Source organism: Pseudomonas putida group bacterium ESBL64 (assembly GCF_045277175.1).
Lineage (GTDB): Bacteria > Pseudomonadota > Gammaproteobacteria > Pseudomonadales > Pseudomonadaceae > Aquipseudomonas > Aquipseudomonas alloputida.
Genome location: NZ_CP145799.1, coordinates 5,815,781 through 5,833,128 on the forward strand (window position 1 = coordinate 5,815,781; position 17,348 = coordinate 5,833,128).

Genomic DNA, 17,348 nt, shown 5'->3' on the forward strand with positions numbered 1-17,348 from the left:
ACTCAGTCGCGTTCTGCCCCGTAGCCATGCTGGATGGCAGCCCATTGCCGGGGCTGCCGTCTGGCAGGCCCGGCAATGGACCAGGTTCGGTTTCGAGGGCCTGGTGCATGCAACGATGGTTTCAAGACCCACCTGATCGGCAAGCCGCGGCAGATGATGCCGGGGCGTAACCACGTTCGTCGGTTTCAGAATGCGCCTGGTCGCTCGCATGCAACCCCTCGGCGCTACAAGTGCCATGCTAGCAGGATGCCCAAGGGTCAGTGCGCGCAGACGTGCGGCCGTGGGCGAGGAGGCCGCCAGTACCACGCAACTGTGACGTGGGCGGTGCGCCGCAGCAGAACACGCCGGAAACCTGCCCCTTAAAAAAAATCAGGCAGGGTCCGTGATGCCGAGGTCCGCTGTATGCCTGATGAATTGCTCCACCTGCCTGTAATCCAGCGCATTCTGGCCCGCGACAAGGACACCCCGGGTGCCCTGTTGCCGATCCTGCATGCCGTCCAGCACGAGCTGGGTTACATCCCCGACGCTTCTGTTCCCGAGATCGCCCATGCCCTCAACCTCAGCCTGGCTGAAGTGCGTGGGGTTATCAGTTTTTATCACGACTTCCGCACCGCGCCGCCCGCTCGCCACACCCTGCGCCTGTGCCGTGCCGAATCGTGCCAGAGCCGTGGCGCCGAAGCCCTGGCCGCGCAATTGCGTGAACAGTTGGCACTGGACGATCACGGCACCAGCGCCGACGGCGCCATCAGCCTGCGCCCTGTTTATTGCCTGGGTGCCTGTGCCTGCTCGCCAGCGCTGGAGCTGGACGGCCAGGTGCACGCGCGCCTCACCCCTGAGCGCCTGCGGGACTTGGTCAACGGTTGCCGGGAGGACTCAGCATGCTGAAGCTGTATATTCCCTGTGATTCGGTAGCCCGTGCCGTGGGTGCCGATCAGGTTGCCGAGGCCCTGCTGCATGAGGCCGAGCGCCGCCAGTTGCCGCTGGACATCCAGCGCACCAGCTCGCGCGGGCTTTACTGGCTGGAGCCGCTGATCGAGTGCGACAGTGCGCAAGGGCGCCTGGGTTTCGGCCCGATTACGCCACACGATGTGCCGTCACTGCTTGATGCCTTGGCGGGCGAACCCGGTGGCCACTCGCTGGCACTGGGGCCGGTCGAAGAAATACCCTATCTCAAGACCCAGCAACGCTTGCTGTTCGCACGCGCGGGCATCACCCGCCCATTGTCACTGGACGACTATCGTGCCCATGGCGGTTTCGCAGGCCTCGAGGCCGCCGTGGCGCTGGACGGTGCCGAAGTGGTTGCCGCAGTGCTCGATTCCGGCCTGCGTGGCCGTGGTGGTGCGGCGTTCCCGGCCGGCATCAAGTGGCGCACTGTGCGTGATGCTGGCGCCGGGCAGAAGTACGTGGTGTGCAACGCCGACGAGGGTGACTCGGGCACGTTCGCTGATCGCATGCTGATGGAGGGCGACCCCTTCCTGCTGATCGAGGGCATGATCATTGCCGGCCTCGCCGTGGGTGCCGACAAGGGTTATATCTATGTGCGCTCGGAGTATCCCGATGCCATCCGGGTACTCGACCAGGCCTTCGCCATCGCGCGTGACGCTGGCTACCTGGGTGCTGACGTAGCCGGCAGCGGCCAGGCGTTCGACCTGGAGGTGCGGGTGGGCGCCGGCGCCTATATTTGCGGGGAAGAAACCGCGCTGCTCGAATCCATCGAAGGCAAGCGTGGCATTGTCCGCGCCAAGCCACCGCTGCCTGCGCTGCAAGGGTTGTTCGGCCTGCCGACGCTGGTGCACAACGTGCTTACGCTGGCTTCGGTGCCCATCATTCTGGCCAAGGGGGCAGCGTTCTATCGCGATTTCGGCATGGGCCGCTCGCTGGGCACCATGCCGTTCCAACTGGCCGGCAACATTCGCCAGGGTGGCCTGGTCGAGCGCGCGTTCGGCCTGACCCTGCGCGAGCTGGTGGAAGGCTATGGCGGTGGCACGGCCAGTGGCCGGCCGCTGAAGGCCGCGCAGGTCGGTGGCCCGCTTGGTGCCTGGGTACCCCCCAGCCATTTCGACACCCCACTGGACTATGAAGCGTTTGCTGCCGTGGGCGCGATGCTCGGCCACGGCGGTGTGGTGGTGGCCGACGATACGTTGAACATGGCCAGCATGGCGCGTTTCGCCCTGCAGTTCTGTGCCGAAGAGTCCTGCGGCAAGTGCACCCCGTGCCGCATCGGCTCCACCCGGGGCATGGAAGTGGTCGACCGGTTGATCGCCAGCAGTGACATCACCGAGCGCCATGACCAGGCGCTGTTGCTGCGCGACCTGTGCGACACCCTGCAGTACGGTTCGTTGTGCGCCATGGGCGGTATGACTGCCTATCCGGTGGCCAGCGCGCTCAAGTACTTCCCCGCCGATTTTGGGCTGACCACCACGGAGGCCGCACAGTGATCAATTTCTTCGACCCCGCTTCTGATAAAAGCAGCGACCTCGGCACCCCGGCCCGCGAAAGCGACGTGCAGATCAGCCTGAGCATCGACGGCCGCGCCATCAGCGTGCCTGCTGGCACCTCGGTCATGCGCGCCGCCGCCATGCTGGGCACCAGCATCCCCAAACTGTGCGCCACCGACAGCCTCGAAGCCTTCGGCTCCTGCCGCATGTGCATGGTGGAAATCGAAGGCATGCGCGGCTACCCGGCATCCTGCACCACGCCAGTCAGCGAAGGCATGGTGGTGCGTACCGAAACCCCGCGCCTGGCCGGCCTGCGTCGCAACGTGATGGAGCTGTACATTTCCGACCACCCGCTGGACTGCCTGACCTGTTCGGCCAACGGCAACTGCGAGCTGCAGACCGTCGCCGGCCAGGTGGGCCTGCGTGAGGTGCGCTACGGCTATGACGGCGCCAACCACCTGGACGAGAAAAAAGACGTTTCCAACCCGTATTTCGACTACGAGCCGAGCAAGTGCATCGTCTGCAGCCGCTGTGTGCGCGCCTGCGAGGACATCCAGGGTACGTTCGCCCTGACCATTACCGGGCGCGGTTTCGAATCGCGGGTGGCGGCAGCGGGTGGCGAAAACTTCCTGGCTTCCGAATGCGTGTCGTGCGGCGCCTGCGTGCAGGCCTGCCCGACCGCGACCCTCACGGAAAAGAGCCTGGTGCAGCTTGGCCAGCCTGAGCGTTCGGTCATTACCACCTGCGCCTACTGCGGCGTTGGCTGCTCGTTCCGCGCCGAAATCAAGGGTGACCAGCTGGTGCGCATGGTCCCGGACAAGAACGGTGGCGCCAACCACGGCCACGCCTGCGTCAAGGGCCGCTTTGCCTGGGGCTACGCCACCCACCCGGACCGCATCACCAAACCGATGATCCGCAAGCGCCTGGAAGACCCGTGGCAGGAAGTCAGCTGGGACGAGGCCGTGACCTATGCCGCCAGCGAGTTCCGCCGCATCCAGCTCAAATACGGGCGCGACTCCATCGGCGGCATCACCTCCAGCCGCTGTACCAACGAAGAAGCCTACCTGGTGCAAAAACTGGTGCGCACGGCGTTTGGTAACAACAACGTCGACACCTGCGCACGGGTGTGCCATTCGCCCACCGGTTATGGCCTGAAGCAGACCCTGGGTGAGTCAGCCGGCACGCAAAGCTTCGACTCGGTGATGCAGGCCGACGTTGTGCTGGTGATTGGCGCCAACCCCACCGACGCCCACCCGGTGTTCGGCTCGCAACTCAAGCGCCGCCTGCGCCAGGGGGCGCGGCTGATCGTGATCGACCCACGGCGCATCGACCTGGTCGACTCGCCGCACGCCCGCGCCGACCTGCACCTGCAACTGCGCCCGGGCACCAACGTGGCCATGCTCAACGCCCTGGCCCACGTGATCGTCACCGAGGGCCTGCTGGCCCAGCGCTTCATCGATGCCCGCTGCGAAACCGAAGACTTTGCCCGTTGGCGCGACTTCGTCAGCCTGCCAGACAACGCTCCCGAGGTGCTCGGCCCGGTTTGTGGCGTGCCACCTGAGCAGATCCGCGCTGCGGCACGGCTGTATGCCACCGGCGGCAACGCGGCCATCTACTACGGCCTGGGTGTGACCGAGCACAGCCAAGGCAGCACCGCAGTGATGGGCATTGCCAACCTGGCCATGGCCACTGGCAACATCGGCCGTGAAGGGGTAGGGGTGAACCCGCTGCGCGGGCAGAACAACGTGCAGGGCTCGTGCGACATGGGCTCGTTCCCCCACGAGCTGCCCGGCTACCGGCATGTCTCCAACGAGGGCGTGCGCGCCGAGTTCGAACGGGCCTGGGGCGTGACCTTGCAGCCCGACCCGGGTCTGCGCATTCCCAATATGTTCGAGGCGGCGCTGGATGGCAGCTTCAAGGCGCTGTACTGCCAGGGTGAGGACATCGCCCAGAGCGACCCCAACACCCAGCACGTCACGGCGGCCTTGCTCGCCATGGAGTGCGTGGTGGTGCAGGACATTTTCCTCAACGAAACTGCCAAGTTCGCCCATGTGTTCCTGCCGGGCAGTTCGTTCCTGGAAAAGGACGGCACCTTCACCAACGCCGAGCGGCGTATTTCGCGGGTGCGCAAGGTCATGGAGCCGCTGGCAGGCAAGGCCGACTGGGAAGCTACCGTGGCCCTGGCCAACGCCCTGGGCTACCCGATGAACTACCGCCACCCGTCCGAGATCATGGACGAGATCGCCCGCCTGACGCCGACCTTCCGTCGTGTCAGCTACGCGGAAATCGACCGCCATGGCAGCCTGCAGTGGCCGTGCAACGACGCTGCGCCAGACGGCACGCCGACCATGCACATCGACCAGTTCGTGCGTGGCAAGGGCCGCTTCATGCTCACCGGCTACGTGCCCACCGATGAAAAGGTCAACAACCGCTACCCGTTGCTGCTGACCACCGGGCGCATTCTCAGCCAGTACAACGTCGGCGCCCAGACCCGGCGCACTGCCAACGTTGCCTGGCATGATGCCGACCGCCTGGAGATCCACCCGACCGACGCGGAAAGCCGTGGCATCCACGACGGTGACTGGGTCGGCATCGGCAGCCGCGCCGGGCAGACTGTGCTGCGTGCCAAGGTCAGTGCGCGGGTGGCGCCGGGCGTGGTGTACACCACCTTCCACTTCCCGGAGTCGGGTGCCAACGTGATCACCACCGACAACTCCGACTGGGCAACCAACTGCCCCGAGTACAAGGTGACGGCAGTGGAAGTGGTGAAAGTATTCCAGCCATCGCAATGGCAGAAGCGCTATCAGGACTTCAGTGATGAACAGCAGCGGCTGCTGAAAGAGCGCCGTGCTGCGGAGAAAGCCGAGGTTCGCCGATGAGCAGTGAAAACCTGGTCAAGATGGCCAACCAGATTGCCCATTACTTCGACAGCGAGCCTGATCCGGCGCTGGCGGTGCAAGGGGTGCGGCAGCATTTGCAGAGCTTCTGGACGCCGGCCATGCGCCGGCAGCTGGCGGAGTGGAGCGAGGCCCATGCGGGGGAGGGGCTTGACCCGAAGGTGCGGGAGGCGTTGGTCTAGATTCCCGGGCGGCAACGGAACCTTGGGGCGGGTTTGCCTGCGAATGTGGCGTTGAAATCAATGACGCATTCGCGGGTGAACCCGCTCCTACAAGGGGCCTGCATATTGCCTACTCAGCCGCGGGCCAGCTCCGCCAGGTGGGCGATGGCTTCTTCGCTCTTGAGCACCAGCACATCGCCCTCCAGCGCATCCAGCACCACTTCCGAGGTATTGCCAATCAACGCCCCGGAAATCCCCGTGCGGCACACCGTGCCTATCACGGTCACCACTGCATTGAGCTTCTTTTCGGTATGTGGAATCAACACATCCGCTGGCCCTTCGGCCACGTGCAGGCACTCATCGCTGATGCCGTATTCGGCCTGGAACGCCTTGCATGCTTCACGGTAGCGTTTTTCGATCGTATCGCTCAGCTGGTAGGCCGGGTCCGACGCTGACAGCATCGGCGACGGGTGGGCGCTGATGACATGCAGTTCTCCCTTGGCCAGTTTGGCAATCTCGAAGCCGTGGTCGATGATGCTGGCATGCAGGCGGCGGTGGTCTTCGTCCTGGTTACCCACGTCCACCGCCGCCAAAATCTTGCCCCCGGTCCACGGCCGTTCGCTCTTGACCATCAGCACGGTACCCGGGCATTGGCGCAGCAGCTTCCAGTCGCTGGGGGTGAGCAGGGCCTTTTTCAGCGGGTTGTCCGGGCGGTGTTCCTTGATCACCAGTTCGCAGCCTTCGGCCTGCTGTACATGGATGATGGTGTCGTGCAGGCTGTCGCGCCAGCCCTCTTCATGGGTGACATTGGCGTAGCCGTCATCATGCAACTGGCTGCTCAGCAGGCTGAGCAGCGCACTGTGATCATGCCGCTTGTCACACATCAGCAAGTGCAGGCGTGCGCCCGTGACGCCTGCAATCAGCTTGGCGCGCGTAAGCGCCCGGCTGTGAGCGTGCGCGGGGTCGAGGACGACGAGAATGCTGCGGACGGCTTGCATGGGCGTTAACTCCCTTCGATGATGGCGACCAATGCCTGACTATAGTCGGCGCTTCCCCCTCCAGCGCTTGATGTACATCAAGCATAGTCACTGGCATCGCCAGCCGCCGCCGGTATAATCGCCGGCCCTGCCTGTTCTGTGTGGTTGCACGCTTATGTCCCTGATCCCCGAAATCGACGCCTTTCTTGGCTGCCCGACGCCAGACGCCTGGATCGAAGCGGCGCTCGCCGACCAGGAAACCCTGCTGATCGACCACAAGAACTGCGAGTTCAAGGCCGCCAGCACGGCCTTGAGCCTGATCGCCAAGTACAACACTCACCTTGATCTGATCAACATGATGTCGCGCCTGGCCCGCGAGGAGCTGGTGCATCACGAACAGGTGTTACGCCTCATGAAGCGTCGTGGGGTGCCGTTGCGCCCGGTATCGGCGGGGCGTTACGCGTCGGGGTTGCGCCGACTGGTGCGCGCCCACGAGCCGGTCAAGCTGGTGGATACACTGGTGGTGGGGGCGTTCATCGAGGCGCGCAGTTGCGAACGTTTTGCCGCGCTGGTGCCACATCTGGATGAAGAGCTGGGCCGCTTCTACCACGGGTTGCTGAAAAGCGAAGCGCGCCACTACCAGGGCTACCTGAAACTGGCGCACAACTACGGTGATGAGGCGGACATCGCCCGCCGTGTCGAGCTGGTACGCGCTGCGGAAATGGAGCTGATCCAGTCGCCAGACCAGGAACTGCGCTTCCACAGCGGCATCCCGCAGGCTTTGGCCGCCTGATGTGCACCAGGCGGCGCAGGCCTTAACTGCGCCGACCCAGTAGCAGGCCTACCGCCAACCCGAGGCCGGCGGAAATGGCCACGGTCTGCCAGGGGTGGCCGCCGATGTAGTCCTGAGTGGCGTCCACCACCGGTTGCGCCTTGCTGCGCACGTTGCTCGCCGCCTGGCGTGCCTGGCGCAGCTTCAGGCTCACCTGGGCGCGCAGCGTCTCTGCTTCTTCGCCGACCAGTGCGGCACTGTCGTTCAGCAGTTTTTCCGATTCTTCTATCAGCGATTGCAGTTCGCTGAATACCTGGTCCTTGATCTGATCGCTGTCCGCCAGCGTGGCGTTTTTCCGGGCCATGAACTCGTCCTCGTCAATGGGGGTGATGTGAACAATGGATGCCGCCACGTCGGGAAAGTTGCGGCGACTTTCCGGTGATGCTGTGCCTGGGTGTAAGATAGCGGCCATTTTCAAACCTGCAGGTACCTTCATGAGTTTCAATCTGGCCAACATGAGCTTCGAGGAACGGGCGCAGATCGAGGCAGAGAAGGCCCGGTTGTTCGAGATGTGGCAGAACAACCTGGGCAAAGCCAAGGGCGAAGCCGCCCGGCTGATTGCCGAAAAGCCACGGCGCAAGGGCAAATGGGCCGAGTGGGTGCGCGCCGAACTGGACGGCATGACGCCGCCTGAATACGCCAGCATGGTGCGCAGCGAAGTCAACAAGCTGATGGCCGCAGCCAGCGCCAACCGCTGAGCACACCCGCCCGGCGCTTATCAGTAGGTGCCCTTGGGCAGGTCCAGCTTGCCTTCATCGGTAAAACGCACGGTCCCCAGCGGCCCGCCGGCCAGTTTGCCGCGCAGCTTGTAGGGTAGACCCTGCAGCGAATCTACCTTGCCCAGCCCATAGGCCTGGCGCAGGAAGGAAAACGCCGTGATGCTTACCGGCACCACGATCACCGCTTCGTCGTAGCGGCCAATGTGCCCCTGCTGGTCACTGACACCAGCGGCCAGCGGCTGGCCGTTCACTTCCAGGTTCAAGGCGATGCCGTTGTAATCGATCGGTGCCTCATTGGGGTTTTGCACCCGCATTTTCACCGCCATGCGCAGTTCCAGCTCCTGCCCGGGCAGTGGTTCGATGCCGATCACGCTGATGTTCACCGGGTCGCGTGGCTGGAACAGCGCACAGGCCGCGAGGCCAAAGGCCATCAGCAGGACCAGAAACAGGCGGGTGTATCGGTACAGACGGGCAGTCATGGGCTGTGACCTTGCCGGAGTGGAGCTGGCAGTGTGGCAAATGTGCGTCGACGTTGAAAGTATCGGTTCATATGAAAGATACTGTTTCTCATTAACGCCCGATAACCTCTCTTACTGGCTGTTCCACAATCATGCTGACTTCACCCATGTCGGGCCTGCTGGCAAGCTTCCAGGAGCACTACGACGACCTGCTGCAGTTTCTGACGCGGCGCATGAGCGACCGTCAGCGCGCGGCCGATGTGGCGCAGGAAACCTACCTGAAGCTGGTGAACATCGACGAGCAGGCGGTGCCGGTGGTGCACGCGCGCAGTTTCATCTTCCGTGTGGCCGGCAACCTGGCGATTGACGCCTTGCGCCGTGAGCAACGCATCGCCGCCAGCCACGACGACAGCGACGGAGCCTGTGAGGTGGCCTGTCCGGCGCCGGCACCCGAGGCGGCGTTGCTGGCCCGCGAGCGCTTGCAGATTCTTGACCAGGCCCTGTTGCAGTTGCCCGACAATGCCCGCCAGGCGCTGTTGCTCAACCGTGTCGAGGGCCTGACCCAGAAGCAGGTCGCTCAACGCCTGGGGGTTTCCGAGAGCATGGTGGCAAAGTATATCGGCCAGGCCTTGCGCCATTGCCGCGGCCGGCTGAAGCAGGCGGGTGTGGCGGCATCGGTGGTGTTGCTGGTCGCCGCCGTGGCGGGTTGGCAGCAAGCCCCGATGCTGCTGGCCGATTACCACACCGCCGTGGGCGAGCGGCAGGTCATTACCCTGGCAGATGGCACACGGGTCACGCTGAACAGCGCCAGTGCCTTGAGCGTGGCGTTCAGCGAGCATGAGCGGCGTGTGGTACTCGATGCGGGTGAGGCGCTGTTCGAGACCGCCGATGATTCACGTCCGTTCGTGGTCGAAACGGCCGGTGCGCGGGTGCAGGGCAATGCCGCCACCTTCAGCGTGCAGCGCGATGGCCACGTCGTGTTGGCACGCGGTGAAGCCAAGGTGGGTGAACATGAACTGGCGGTGGCGGCCGATGCCGGCACGCAGATGGCCTGGCAGCGTGGCAAGCTGATCTTCAACGGCAAACCGCTGGGGCAGGTGCTGACGGAGCTTGAGCGATACCGGCATGGGCGCATTGTGTTGTCCGACAGCAAGCTGGCTGCGATGGAAGTGAGCGGGGTGTTTGACCTGGATGAACCTGAGGCCCTGTTGCGCACGTTGGAGCAGCGGTATGGCCTGAAGGTGACTTACCTGCCGTGGTTGGCCGTGGTGCATTGATCAGCCTGTGCCGGCCTCTTAGCGGCAAGCCCGTTCCTGCACAGATCGCACAATCTTCAGGCGGGCGCAGTCGTTGTAGGAGCGGGCTTGCCCGCGAAGAGGCCGGACAGAAATAAAAATATTTTCCATTTGGCACTGCAAGTTCCTGCAAGCCAGATCGTCGTAGTGAGACTGATCAGCAACCCATTCTCATTTACGACTTGTCAGGAAGCTCATTCGTGCCTCTGATGCTCAAGCCCTTGCACCGCCGTCGCGGTCCTTTTCACCATGCCTTGATGTCTTGCAGTGCCATGGCCCTGTTGCTCGGCCCCCTGCACGCAGGGGCCGCGACGACTGCCGAACAGACCCAGATGCAAGCTCGCCAGGTCCAGCTCGACCTGCCAGCCCAGCCGCTGGACCAGGCGCTGACCACCTTCGCCGACCAAGCCGGCCTGCACCTGCTGTACACCACAGGCGATGTCGCCGGCCAGGTCAGCCCGGCGTTGCAGGGCAACTACAGTGTCGAGCAGGCCCTGCAGCAGTTGTTGGCCGGCAGCGGCATGAGCTGGCAGTTCAGCGAGGCTCGCACCGTCACCCTGCGCAAGGCCGAAGCCGCGCCGCAGGCGGTCAACCTCAAGCCGATCGAAGTCAGCGTAGCCTCGCGCACCAGCACCGCCATCAGCGAAATCCCTGGGACCGTCTGGGTGGTCGACCAACAGCAATTGCGCGAGCAGATCGACAGCGGCGTCAGCCTGAAGGAAGCCATCGGCAAGCTGGTACCGGGCCTTGACCTGGCGCCGGAAGGGCGCACCAATTACGGCCAGAACATGCGTGGGCGCAACGTGCTGGTGATGATCGACGGGGTCAGCCAGAACAGCTCCCGCGGCCTGTCGCGCCAGTTCGACAGCATTTCGCCGTTCAACGTCGAGCGCGTCGAAGTGCTGTCTGGCGCCAGCGCCATCTACGGCGGTGGCGCCACTGGCGGCATCATCAACATCGTGACCAAAAAGGGCGAGCCTGGCCCGGCGCGCTTCGAGACCCAGTTGGGGGCCAGCAGCGGTTTCAACAACAGCGACGACCTGGCCACCCGCTTCGCCCAGTCGGTCAGCGGCGGCAACGAACGGGTCAATGCCCGGTTGGGCGTTTCCGGTGAGCAGAACGAAGCCTTCTACGATGGTGCTGGCGACCAGATCTTCATCGACAACACCCAGACCGACCTGCAGTACAACCGCACCATCGACGTACTCGGTACCTTGGGCCTGCAGCTGAACGACCAGCAGAGCCTCGACCTGTTGGCCCAGTACTACGACTCGGGCAACCACGGCAGCACGGGTATCTACTTCCCCAACCTGAACTACAACGCGCCATCCGACCTGGAAGACGCCGAGCTGCGCAGCGGTTATTCATCGGACCTGGAGCCGCGTACGCGGCGCTTGCTGCTCAACGCCAATTACCACCACACCGACGTGCTGGGCCAGGACTTCTACCTGCAGGCCTCGTACCGCAAGGAAGACGACAACTTCTACCCGTTCCCGTACTACAACCGTGCCACGCCCACCGGCTCGCGCGGGGTGTACTTTGCCGCCTCGCAGCAAAACTTCGAAGTTACCAGCCTCAAGGGCCTGTTTGCCAAACAGTGGGATACGCTGAAGCTGACCTACGGCGTTGACCTGGACCGCGAGCGCTTCAACGCCGAGCAGACCACCTTCAACGCCCAGACCTCGTCCGAGTCGGGTGGCCTTGAGCTGGAAAAAGACAGCAAGGCCGCACGCTACCCCAGCTACCGGGTGGATGGTGTGTCGGTGTATGCCCAGCTGGACTGGCATGCCACCGACAACCTGACGTTGTCCGGTGGCGCCCGGCGCCAGCAGATGGACGTGGATGTCAGCGACTTCAAGGGCGTGCCGGGCGGCAGTAACGACTATCAGGTCAACCTGTTCAACGTCGGTGCCATCTACGACTTCAAGAACGGCCACCAGGTGTGGAGCAACTATGGCGAAGGCTTCGACCTGCCTGACCCGGCCAAGTACTACGGCAAGCCGGGCCTGAGCGTGGCCGATAACCCGTTGGCCGGTATCAAGAGCCGCCAGGTGGAAGTGGGCTGGCGCTATGCCGACCTGGATTGGGATGCACAGGCAGCGCTGTACTACATCTGGTCGGACAAGATCATCAACGTCGATTCGCAAACGCTGACCATCGACGTGGAAGAGCAGAAAAGCCGCGACTTTGGCTTTGAAGGTGCACTGACCCGGCACTTCCAGACCGGCTGGGAAACTGGCGGCACATTGCACATGACACGCTCCGAGGAAGAGGCCGAGGATGGCGGCTGGATCAAGCGCGATGCCCGTTATGCCTCGTTGTCCAAGGCCACCGCATTTGTCGGCTGGAAGGGCGATGGCCGCAGTGTACGGTTGCAGGCCAACCATGCCTTCAGCCTGAAGGACGATGCCGATCACGAGATTGACGGTTACACCACCTTTGACCTGCTGGGCAGCCAAGACACCGGTTTCGGCACCGTCAGTGCCGGTATCCAGAACGTGCTGGACAAACAGTACAGCACGGTATGGGGACAGCGTGCGACGTTGTTCTATTCGCCGACCTACGGGCCGGCGTATCTGTATGACTACCAGGGGCGCGGGCGGACCTACACCCTGACCTGGAGCATGGCTTACTGATTGTGGTTGCCTGAACCGGCCCTTTCGCGGGTGAACCCGCTCCTACACGACGGTGCCTGTGCCCAGCCACCGACAGGTGTCCACCACCGATCCGATGTAGGAGCGGGTTTACCCGCGAATACGGTAGCGGCGGCAACGGTGAACGGCGGGTGTAAATTGGCCAGCAGGCCCGGCCCCTTCGCGGGTAAACCCGCGAAGGGGCCGGTTCAGGCAAACGCCGCCAGCAAATCCTGCGCAAATACATGGGCTGCCTCTCCAACCCCCTGTGCCCGGTGCCGGGCCAAGGTGAACGGCACCCCAAAATCAAGCTCAGGGTCCAGCGCCCATAACAGCCCCTCGGCCTCCCAGGCCTGTGCACAGTGGCATGGCAAGTAGCCAATATGCCGCCCAGACAGAATGAACGTCAGCACGCTTTCGATCTGCTCCGCCACTGCCGTGCTGCGTCTGCTCTGGAATGGCTCGCCCCCTTTGAGAAAACGGTACGGATGGCGCACCTGGTCCATGTCCAGCAACCGCTCAAGCCCAACATCCGTCTCGCCATACAGCACATGCCCCTTGCCGCAATACAGCCGCTGGCGCTCCGCGAACAAGGGCTGGTAATCAAAGGCCGCCTGGTTGCCGGAAAAGTAGCTGATGGCATAGTCCAGTCGCTGCTCCAGCAACAGCCGTTCCAGCTCCGCCGGCGGTGCACTGACAAGCTCCAGTTGCACCGATTCTTCTCGCCTGCGAAATGCCGCAATGGCCGCCGCCAGTTTCAGGCTCACCGCCTTGTCCTGATTTTCCGCCATGCCTATGCGCACAGTTCCCAGCAGCCGCCCGGCAACGCCGTTGGCCTGCTGGCGAAACTGCTCGATGTTCAGCAGCAGCCCACGCGCCGCCTCCAATAGCAATTCACCTTTTTCCGTCAGGCGAAAACCACCCTTGCCGCGGCTGCACAGGCGGTAACCCAAGCGTGCCTCCAGTTGCGCCATGCGCTGGCTGATGGTGGGCTGGCTCAGGCCCAGCACGCCTTGAGCGGCGCTGAAGCCACCTGCCTCGACTACAGTGACGAACAGCCGCAGCAGGTGCAGGTCGGGGTCGTGCACTTGTCCGAGCATTACATTGCTCCTGATGAATGTCAGCTTTGCAAACTTGCCATTTGTGCAATGTAACCCGGCTGGCATGCTCGCGGCATCCACCCATTTACCGAGGTGTCCGCCATGCGTCGATCGTTGTGCCTTTTGTCTCTGGTTCTGGCCCTGCCGCTGCAGGCCGAAGAAAAGGTCGTCAATCTCTACAGTTGGGCCGATTACGTCGCCCCGCAAACCCTGCAGCGCTTCGAACAGGAAACGGGCTACAAGGTGCGTTACGACACCTTTGACACCCCCGAGGTGCTGGAAACCAAGCTGTTGACCGGTGGTAGCGGCTACGACGTGGTGGTGCCGTCGTCCACCGTGCTGGCCCGAGCGCTCAAGGCCAATGCCCTGCAACCGCTGAACGCTCAGGCCATGCCTGGCTATGGCAACCTCGACAAGGACCTGCTGGGCAAACTGGCCGAGGTTGACCCCGGCAACCGCCATGCTGTGCCGTACACCTGGGGCACGCTGGGCCTGGGGGTAAATGTGGAGGCAGTACGCCAGCGCCTTGGCGATGTACCGCTGGACAGCCTCGACCTGTTGTTCAAGCCCGAGTACGCCACCCGCCTGAAGGGTTGCGGCATCGCTTTGCCTGACTCGCCCCAGGAGGTGATCGGCGTAGCCCTCAATTACCTGGGCAAGGACCCTTACAGCCAGAACAAGGATGACCTGGCTGCCGCGCAGAACCTGCTCAGCCAGTTGCAGCCGTCGGTCAGCTACGTTGCCAACGGCCGGCAGATCAACGACCTGGCCAATGGCAGCGTGTGCCTGGCGTTGACCTACAACGGTGATGCCGCGATGGCCGCCGACCAGGCCCGTCGTGCCGGCAAGCCGTTCGAGGTGATCTACCGCATCCCCCGCGAAGGCACGCTGGTATGGCAGGACAACCTGGTCATCCCCAAGGACGCCCCGCACCCCGAGGCCGCACGGGCGTTCATCGCCTTCATGCTCAAGCCAGAGTCGGTGGCAGCGCTGACCAACACGCTGTTCTTCGCCAATGCCAACCAGGCTGCCACGCCGCTGGTGGACGAAGCGGTGCGCAACGACCCGGATATCTATCCGTCGGCCGAGGTGCGTCAGCGCCTGTATGCCGACCGCAGCATGGCCTTGGCCGACCTGCGACAACGCAACCGTCTGTGGACCGCCTTCCGCAGCCGGCAGTAGCCCATGACAATCAAGGAGCCCGACCGTGGACCAAGCCGCAAGCAATGACCAGGCCATGACCCGCGATAGCCTGTATGGTACCGCCGCAGAAAGCACCTACGCCGGTGTTGTCAGTTTTTCCCGCCGCCGCTACAGCCGCGACTTGCGCGGTGTGGATGTGGTGGTCAGCGGTGTGCCGTTCGACACGGCCACCAGTAACCGCCCCGGCGCGCGCTTCGGCCCGCGGGCAATCCGTGCTGCCTCGGTCCAGCAGGCCTGGGCCCGCCACTGGCCGTGGGCGTTCGACCCGTTCGACCACCTGGCGGTCATCGACTATGGCGACTGCCCCTTCGACAGCGGCACGCCGCAGTCGGTACCGGACAGCATCGAGGCCCATGCCGAGCACATTCTGCAGGCGGGTTGCGCCATGCTGACCCTTGGTGGCGACCACTTCATCAGCTACCCGCTGCTCAAGGCTCACGCCCGCCGCCATGGCCCGCTGGCGCTGATCCATTTCGATGCGCACAGTGACACCTGGCCGGACGAGGCGGGTAAGCGCATAGACCACGGCACCATGTTCTGGCATGCCGCCCGCGAAGGCCTGGTTGACCCGGCCCACTCGGTGCAGATTGGCCTGCGCACGACCAATGACGACAGCCAGGGCTTTGCCATTCTCGACGCCAGGCAGGTGCACCGCCAGGGCACAGAGGCGGTGATTGCAGCGATTCGCCAGCGGGTGGGCGAGCGGCCGGTGTACCTGACCTTCGACATCGACTGCCTCGACCCGGCTTACGCGCCCGGTACCGGAACGCCAGTGTGTGGCGGGCTGAGCACGGTGCAGGCGCTGGAGATTTTGGGTGGGCTGCGTGGCATCAACCTGGTAGGCATGGACTTGGTGGAAGTGGCGCCAGCCTATGACCATGCCGATATCACCGCATTGGCCGGGGCAACCCTGGCCATGGAGATGCTGTGCCTGTATGCGGCGCGGCACAAGGTGGATAACGGCCAGTAGAAGGTTGCGGCCATTGGAGGGCGAAGCAGCCCTCCGCGGCCCATACTGAAACATCAGGAATCAACTCCACCCGCATTCACACTTTTGCCGCGAACCCCTCGCGCCTTAGGCTATCAAACCCACCAGGCGCGGCATTTTCGTACAGGAGGTGAAGCATGACCCCGACATTGCCCATCCTGGCCCTCAGCCTGGCGCTGTGCCTGCCCGCGCACGCAGCTGCGCAGCAGCCCGTGCAACATGCTGCCGGCAACAGCAACCCTTACAACAGCCCGATCCAGCGGGCCAACCCCAACAGTCGTCAAGGCAGCATGCCAGCTACGCCTCCGGTACGTGGCCCGTCCACCGACCCGTACCAGCGCCCACCCACCCTGGACAACCGCGGCATCGGCAATGGCGACAACCTGCGCCGTCAGCAGCAAACCCCGAACCTGGAACCCACCCGGCCACCGCGCGACAACCCTCGTGCGCCTTAAGCCCACTTGAAAGGAATCCGGCATGCTTCGAGCACCCTGGCTAGTCACCCTGACCGCCGCCGCGCTGCTGCCACTGTGGGCGCATGCGGCGGCCGAACAGCGGTTCCCCAGCGAAGAAGGCACCTTGATCGTCGACACGCTTGCCGATGGCCTGCGCAACCCCTGGGCCCTGGCCTTCCTGCCCGGTGGCAAGGACATGCTGGTGACCGAGCGCGCCGGCAACCTGCGGCTGGTCAATGCCGAAGGCAAGGTCGGCCCGCCGATCAGCGGTGTACCCAAGGTCTGGGCCGAAGGCCAGGGCGGCTTGCTGGATGTGGCACTGTCACCGGAGTTCGGCAAGGACCGCACCGTTTACCTGTCCTACGCCGAGGAGGGCAGTGACGGCAAGGCCGGTACTGCGGTCGGCCGCGGGCAGCTGTCCGAGGACCGCGCCCGGCTGGAGCATTTCACCGTGATCTTCCGCCAGCTGCCCAAGCTGTCGGTGGGTAACCACTTCGGCTCGCGGCTGGTGTTCGACCGCAATGGCTACCTGTTCATCGCCCTGGGCGAGAACAACCAACGTCCCACTGCCCAGGACCTGGACAAGTTGCAAGGCAAGGTCGTGCGTATTCTGCCGGACGGCGAAGTGCCCAAAGACAACCCCTTCGTCGGCAAGGACAACGTGCGCCCGGAGATCTGGTCGTACGGCCACCGTAATCAGCAAGGCGCCGCGCTCAACCCCTGGACCGGCCAGCTGTGGACCCACGAACACGGCCCGCGCGGAGGGGATGAAATCAACATTCCAAAGCCTGGCAAGAACTATGGTTGGCCGATTGCGACCCACGGCATCAACTACTCGCTGCTGCCCATCCCCGAGGCCAAGGGCGAGCATGTGGACGGCATGGTCGACCCGCACCATGTATGGGAAAAGTCACCGGGTATCAGCGGTATGGCGTTCTACGACAGCCCAACGTTCAAGGCCTGGGACCACAATCTGTTCATAGGGGCGCTGGCCACGCAGGAATTGATCCGCTTGCAACTGGAGGGTGACAAGGTGGTGCACGAAGAGCGGTTGCTCGGTGACCTGAAGGCACGTATCCGTGATGTGCGGATGGGGCCAGATGGTTACCTGTATGTACTGACCGATGACAAGGACGGCGCGCTACTCAAGGTCGGCCTGGCCGACTGACGCGCGCCTGCACCGAGGGTGACA

Annotated in this window: 16 protein-coding genes; 12 read left to right on the plus strand and 4 right to left on the minus strand. The window is 63.9% G+C overall.

The features are described 5' to 3' along the window. Window positions 1-402: 402 nt before the first annotated feature. Genes V6093_RS26340 through V6093_RS26355 form a run of 4 tightly spaced genes read left to right on the plus strand, consistent with a single transcriptional unit; the run spans window position 403 to window position 5,517 of the window. Window positions 403-885, plus strand: coding sequence for a formate dehydrogenase subunit gamma (locus V6093_RS26340; protein WP_003248859.1), 483 nt, complete (start codon window positions 403-405; stop codon window positions 883-885). Further along, on the plus strand, window positions 879-2,438 hold the full coding sequence (locus V6093_RS26345) for an NADH-quinone oxidoreductase subunit NuoF (protein ID WP_014753897.1): 1,560 nt from the start codon (window positions 879-881) through the stop codon (window positions 2,436-2,438). The genes V6093_RS26340 and V6093_RS26345 overlap by 7 nt, the downstream gene beginning before the upstream one ends. Continuing rightward, on the plus strand, window positions 2,435-5,317 hold the full coding sequence (gene fdhF / locus V6093_RS26350) for a formate dehydrogenase subunit alpha (RefSeq protein ID WP_047604600.1): 2,883 nt from the start codon (window positions 2,435-2,437) through the stop codon (window positions 5,315-5,317). Before V6093_RS26345 ends, fdhF begins: the two co-directional genes overlap by 4 nt. Next, window positions 5,314-5,517, plus strand: coding sequence for a formate dehydrogenase subunit delta (locus V6093_RS26355; protein WP_012053127.1), 204 nt, complete (start codon window positions 5,314-5,316; stop codon window positions 5,515-5,517). Before fdhF ends, V6093_RS26355 begins: the two co-directional genes overlap by 4 nt. A gap of 113 nt (window positions 5,518-5,630) precedes the next feature. Here the strand turns inward: V6093_RS26355 and V6093_RS26360 are convergent, their stop codons facing one another. Continuing rightward, window positions 5,631-6,494 carry a universal stress protein gene (locus V6093_RS26360; RefSeq protein WP_012053126.1) on the minus strand — a complete coding sequence of 288 codons (864 nt, stop codon included), beginning with the start codon at window positions 6,492-6,494 and terminating at the stop codon, window positions 5,631-5,633. Between the two features lie 154 nt (window positions 6,495-6,648). Here V6093_RS26360 and V6093_RS26365 point away from each other — a divergent pair, with 154 nt between their 5' ends. Then, window positions 6,649-7,266, plus strand: coding sequence for a tRNA-(ms[2]io[6]A)-hydroxylase (locus V6093_RS26365; RefSeq protein ID WP_003248869.1), 618 nt, complete (start codon window positions 6,649-6,651; stop codon window positions 7,264-7,266). A gap of 22 nt (window positions 7,267-7,288) precedes the next feature. Here V6093_RS26365 and V6093_RS26370 read toward each other — a convergent pair whose 3' ends face one another. Continuing rightward, window positions 7,289-7,609, minus strand: a complete 321-nt coding sequence (locus tag V6093_RS26370) for a YqjD family protein (RefSeq protein ID WP_003248878.1) — start codon at window positions 7,607-7,609, stop codon at window positions 7,289-7,291. A gap of 130 nt (window positions 7,610-7,739) precedes the next feature. Here V6093_RS26370 and V6093_RS26375 point away from each other — a divergent pair, with 130 nt between their 5' ends. Then, window positions 7,740-8,003 carry a hypothetical protein gene (locus V6093_RS26375; protein WP_003248880.1) on the plus strand — a complete coding sequence of 88 codons (264 nt, stop codon included), beginning with the start codon at window positions 7,740-7,742 and terminating at the stop codon, window positions 8,001-8,003. A gap of 20 nt (window positions 8,004-8,023) precedes the next feature. Here V6093_RS26375 and V6093_RS26380 read toward each other — a convergent pair whose 3' ends face one another. Continuing rightward, a complete protein-coding gene (locus V6093_RS26380) occupies window positions 8,024-8,503 on the minus strand; it encodes an LEA type 2 family protein (RefSeq protein ID WP_047604602.1) in 480 nt (159 codons plus the stop codon). Window positions 8,504-8,634: 131 nt separating this feature from the next. Here V6093_RS26380 and V6093_RS26385 point away from each other — a divergent pair, with 131 nt between their 5' ends. Together V6093_RS26385 and V6093_RS26390 are read left to right on the plus strand one after the other, a co-directional pair. Next, a complete protein-coding gene (locus tag V6093_RS26385) occupies window positions 8,635-9,759 on the plus strand; it encodes a sigma-70 family RNA polymerase sigma factor (protein ID WP_014753891.1) in 1,125 nt (374 codons plus the stop codon). Window positions 9,760-9,986: 227 nt separating this feature from the next. After that, window positions 9,987-12,413: a TonB-dependent receptor gene (locus V6093_RS26390; protein WP_019752084.1), complete on the plus strand. Its 2,427-nt coding sequence runs from the start codon at window positions 9,987-9,989 to the stop codon at window positions 12,411-12,413. Window positions 12,414-12,619: 206 nt separating this feature from the next. Here V6093_RS26390 and V6093_RS26395 read toward each other — a convergent pair whose 3' ends face one another. After that, window positions 12,620-13,510, minus strand: coding sequence for a LysR family transcriptional regulator (locus V6093_RS26395; RefSeq protein WP_019752083.1), 891 nt, complete (start codon window positions 13,508-13,510; stop codon window positions 12,620-12,622). A gap of 102 nt (window positions 13,511-13,612) precedes the next feature. On the opposite strand from V6093_RS26395, the gene V6093_RS26400 reads away from it, so the two are divergent. The 4 genes from V6093_RS26400 to V6093_RS26415 all read left to right on the plus strand — a co-directional run bounded on the left by V6093_RS26400 (window position 13,613) and on the right by V6093_RS26415 (window position 17,324). Continuing rightward, window positions 13,613-14,692, plus strand: a complete 1,080-nt coding sequence (locus tag V6093_RS26400; protein WP_004576767.1) for an extracellular solute-binding protein — start codon at window positions 13,613-13,615, stop codon at window positions 14,690-14,692. Window positions 14,693-14,717: 25 nt separating this feature from the next. Next, a complete protein-coding gene (gene speB / locus V6093_RS26405; RefSeq protein ID WP_004576768.1) occupies window positions 14,718-15,683 on the plus strand; it encodes an agmatinase in 966 nt (321 codons plus the stop codon). Window positions 15,684-15,838: 155 nt separating this feature from the next. Beyond that, entirely contained in the window at window positions 15,839-16,156 is a 318-nt protein-coding gene (locus V6093_RS26410; RefSeq protein WP_014861516.1) for a hypothetical protein, read from the plus strand. A gap of 22 nt (window positions 16,157-16,178) precedes the next feature. After that, on the plus strand, window positions 16,179-17,324 hold the full coding sequence (locus tag V6093_RS26415; RefSeq protein WP_047604604.1) for a PQQ-dependent sugar dehydrogenase: 1,146 nt from the start codon (window positions 16,179-16,181) through the stop codon (window positions 17,322-17,324). The last annotated feature ends 24 nt before the right edge of the window (window positions 17,325-17,348 follow it).

Coding starts and splice junctions, on each gene's coding strand:
- V6093_RS26340 (WP_003248859.1), top strand. CDS start 403: ATGCCTGATGAATTGCTCCACCTGCCTGTAATCCAGCGCATTCTGGCC.
- V6093_RS26345 (WP_014753897.1), top strand. CDS start 879: ATGCTGAAGCTGTATATTCCCTGTGATTCGGTAGCCCGTGCCGTGGGT.
- V6093_RS26355 (WP_012053127.1), top strand. CDS start 5,314: ATGAGCAGTGAAAACCTGGTCAAGATGGCCAACCAGATTGCCCATTAC.
- V6093_RS26360 (WP_012053126.1), bottom strand. CDS start 6,494: ATGCAAGCCGTCCGCAGCATTCTCGTCGTCCTCGACCCCGCGCACGCT.
- V6093_RS26365 (WP_003248869.1), top strand. CDS start 6,649: ATGTCCCTGATCCCCGAAATCGACGCCTTTCTTGGCTGCCCGACGCCA.
- V6093_RS26370 (WP_003248878.1), bottom strand. CDS start 7,609: ATGGCCCGGAAAAACGCCACGCTGGCGGACAGCGATCAGATCAAGGAC.
- V6093_RS26375 (WP_003248880.1), top strand. CDS start 7,740: ATGAGTTTCAATCTGGCCAACATGAGCTTCGAGGAACGGGCGCAGATC.
- V6093_RS26380 (WP_047604602.1), bottom strand. CDS start 8,503: ATGACTGCCCGTCTGTACCGATACACCCGCCTGTTTCTGGTCCTGCTG.
- V6093_RS26385 (WP_014753891.1), top strand. CDS start 8,635: ATGCTGACTTCACCCATGTCGGGCCTGCTGGCAAGCTTCCAGGAGCAC.
- V6093_RS26390 (WP_019752084.1), top strand. CDS start 9,987: ATGCTCAAGCCCTTGCACCGCCGTCGCGGTCCTTTTCACCATGCCTTG.
- V6093_RS26395 (WP_019752083.1), bottom strand. CDS start 13,510: ATGCTCGGACAAGTGCACGACCCCGACCTGCACCTGCTGCGGCTGTTC.
- V6093_RS26400 (WP_004576767.1), top strand. CDS start 13,613: ATGCGTCGATCGTTGTGCCTTTTGTCTCTGGTTCTGGCCCTGCCGCTG.
- V6093_RS26410 (WP_014861516.1), top strand. CDS start 15,839: ATGACCCCGACATTGCCCATCCTGGCCCTCAGCCTGGCGCTGTGCCTG.
- V6093_RS26415 (WP_047604604.1), top strand. CDS start 16,179: ATGCTTCGAGCACCCTGGCTAGTCACCCTGACCGCCGCCGCGCTGCTG.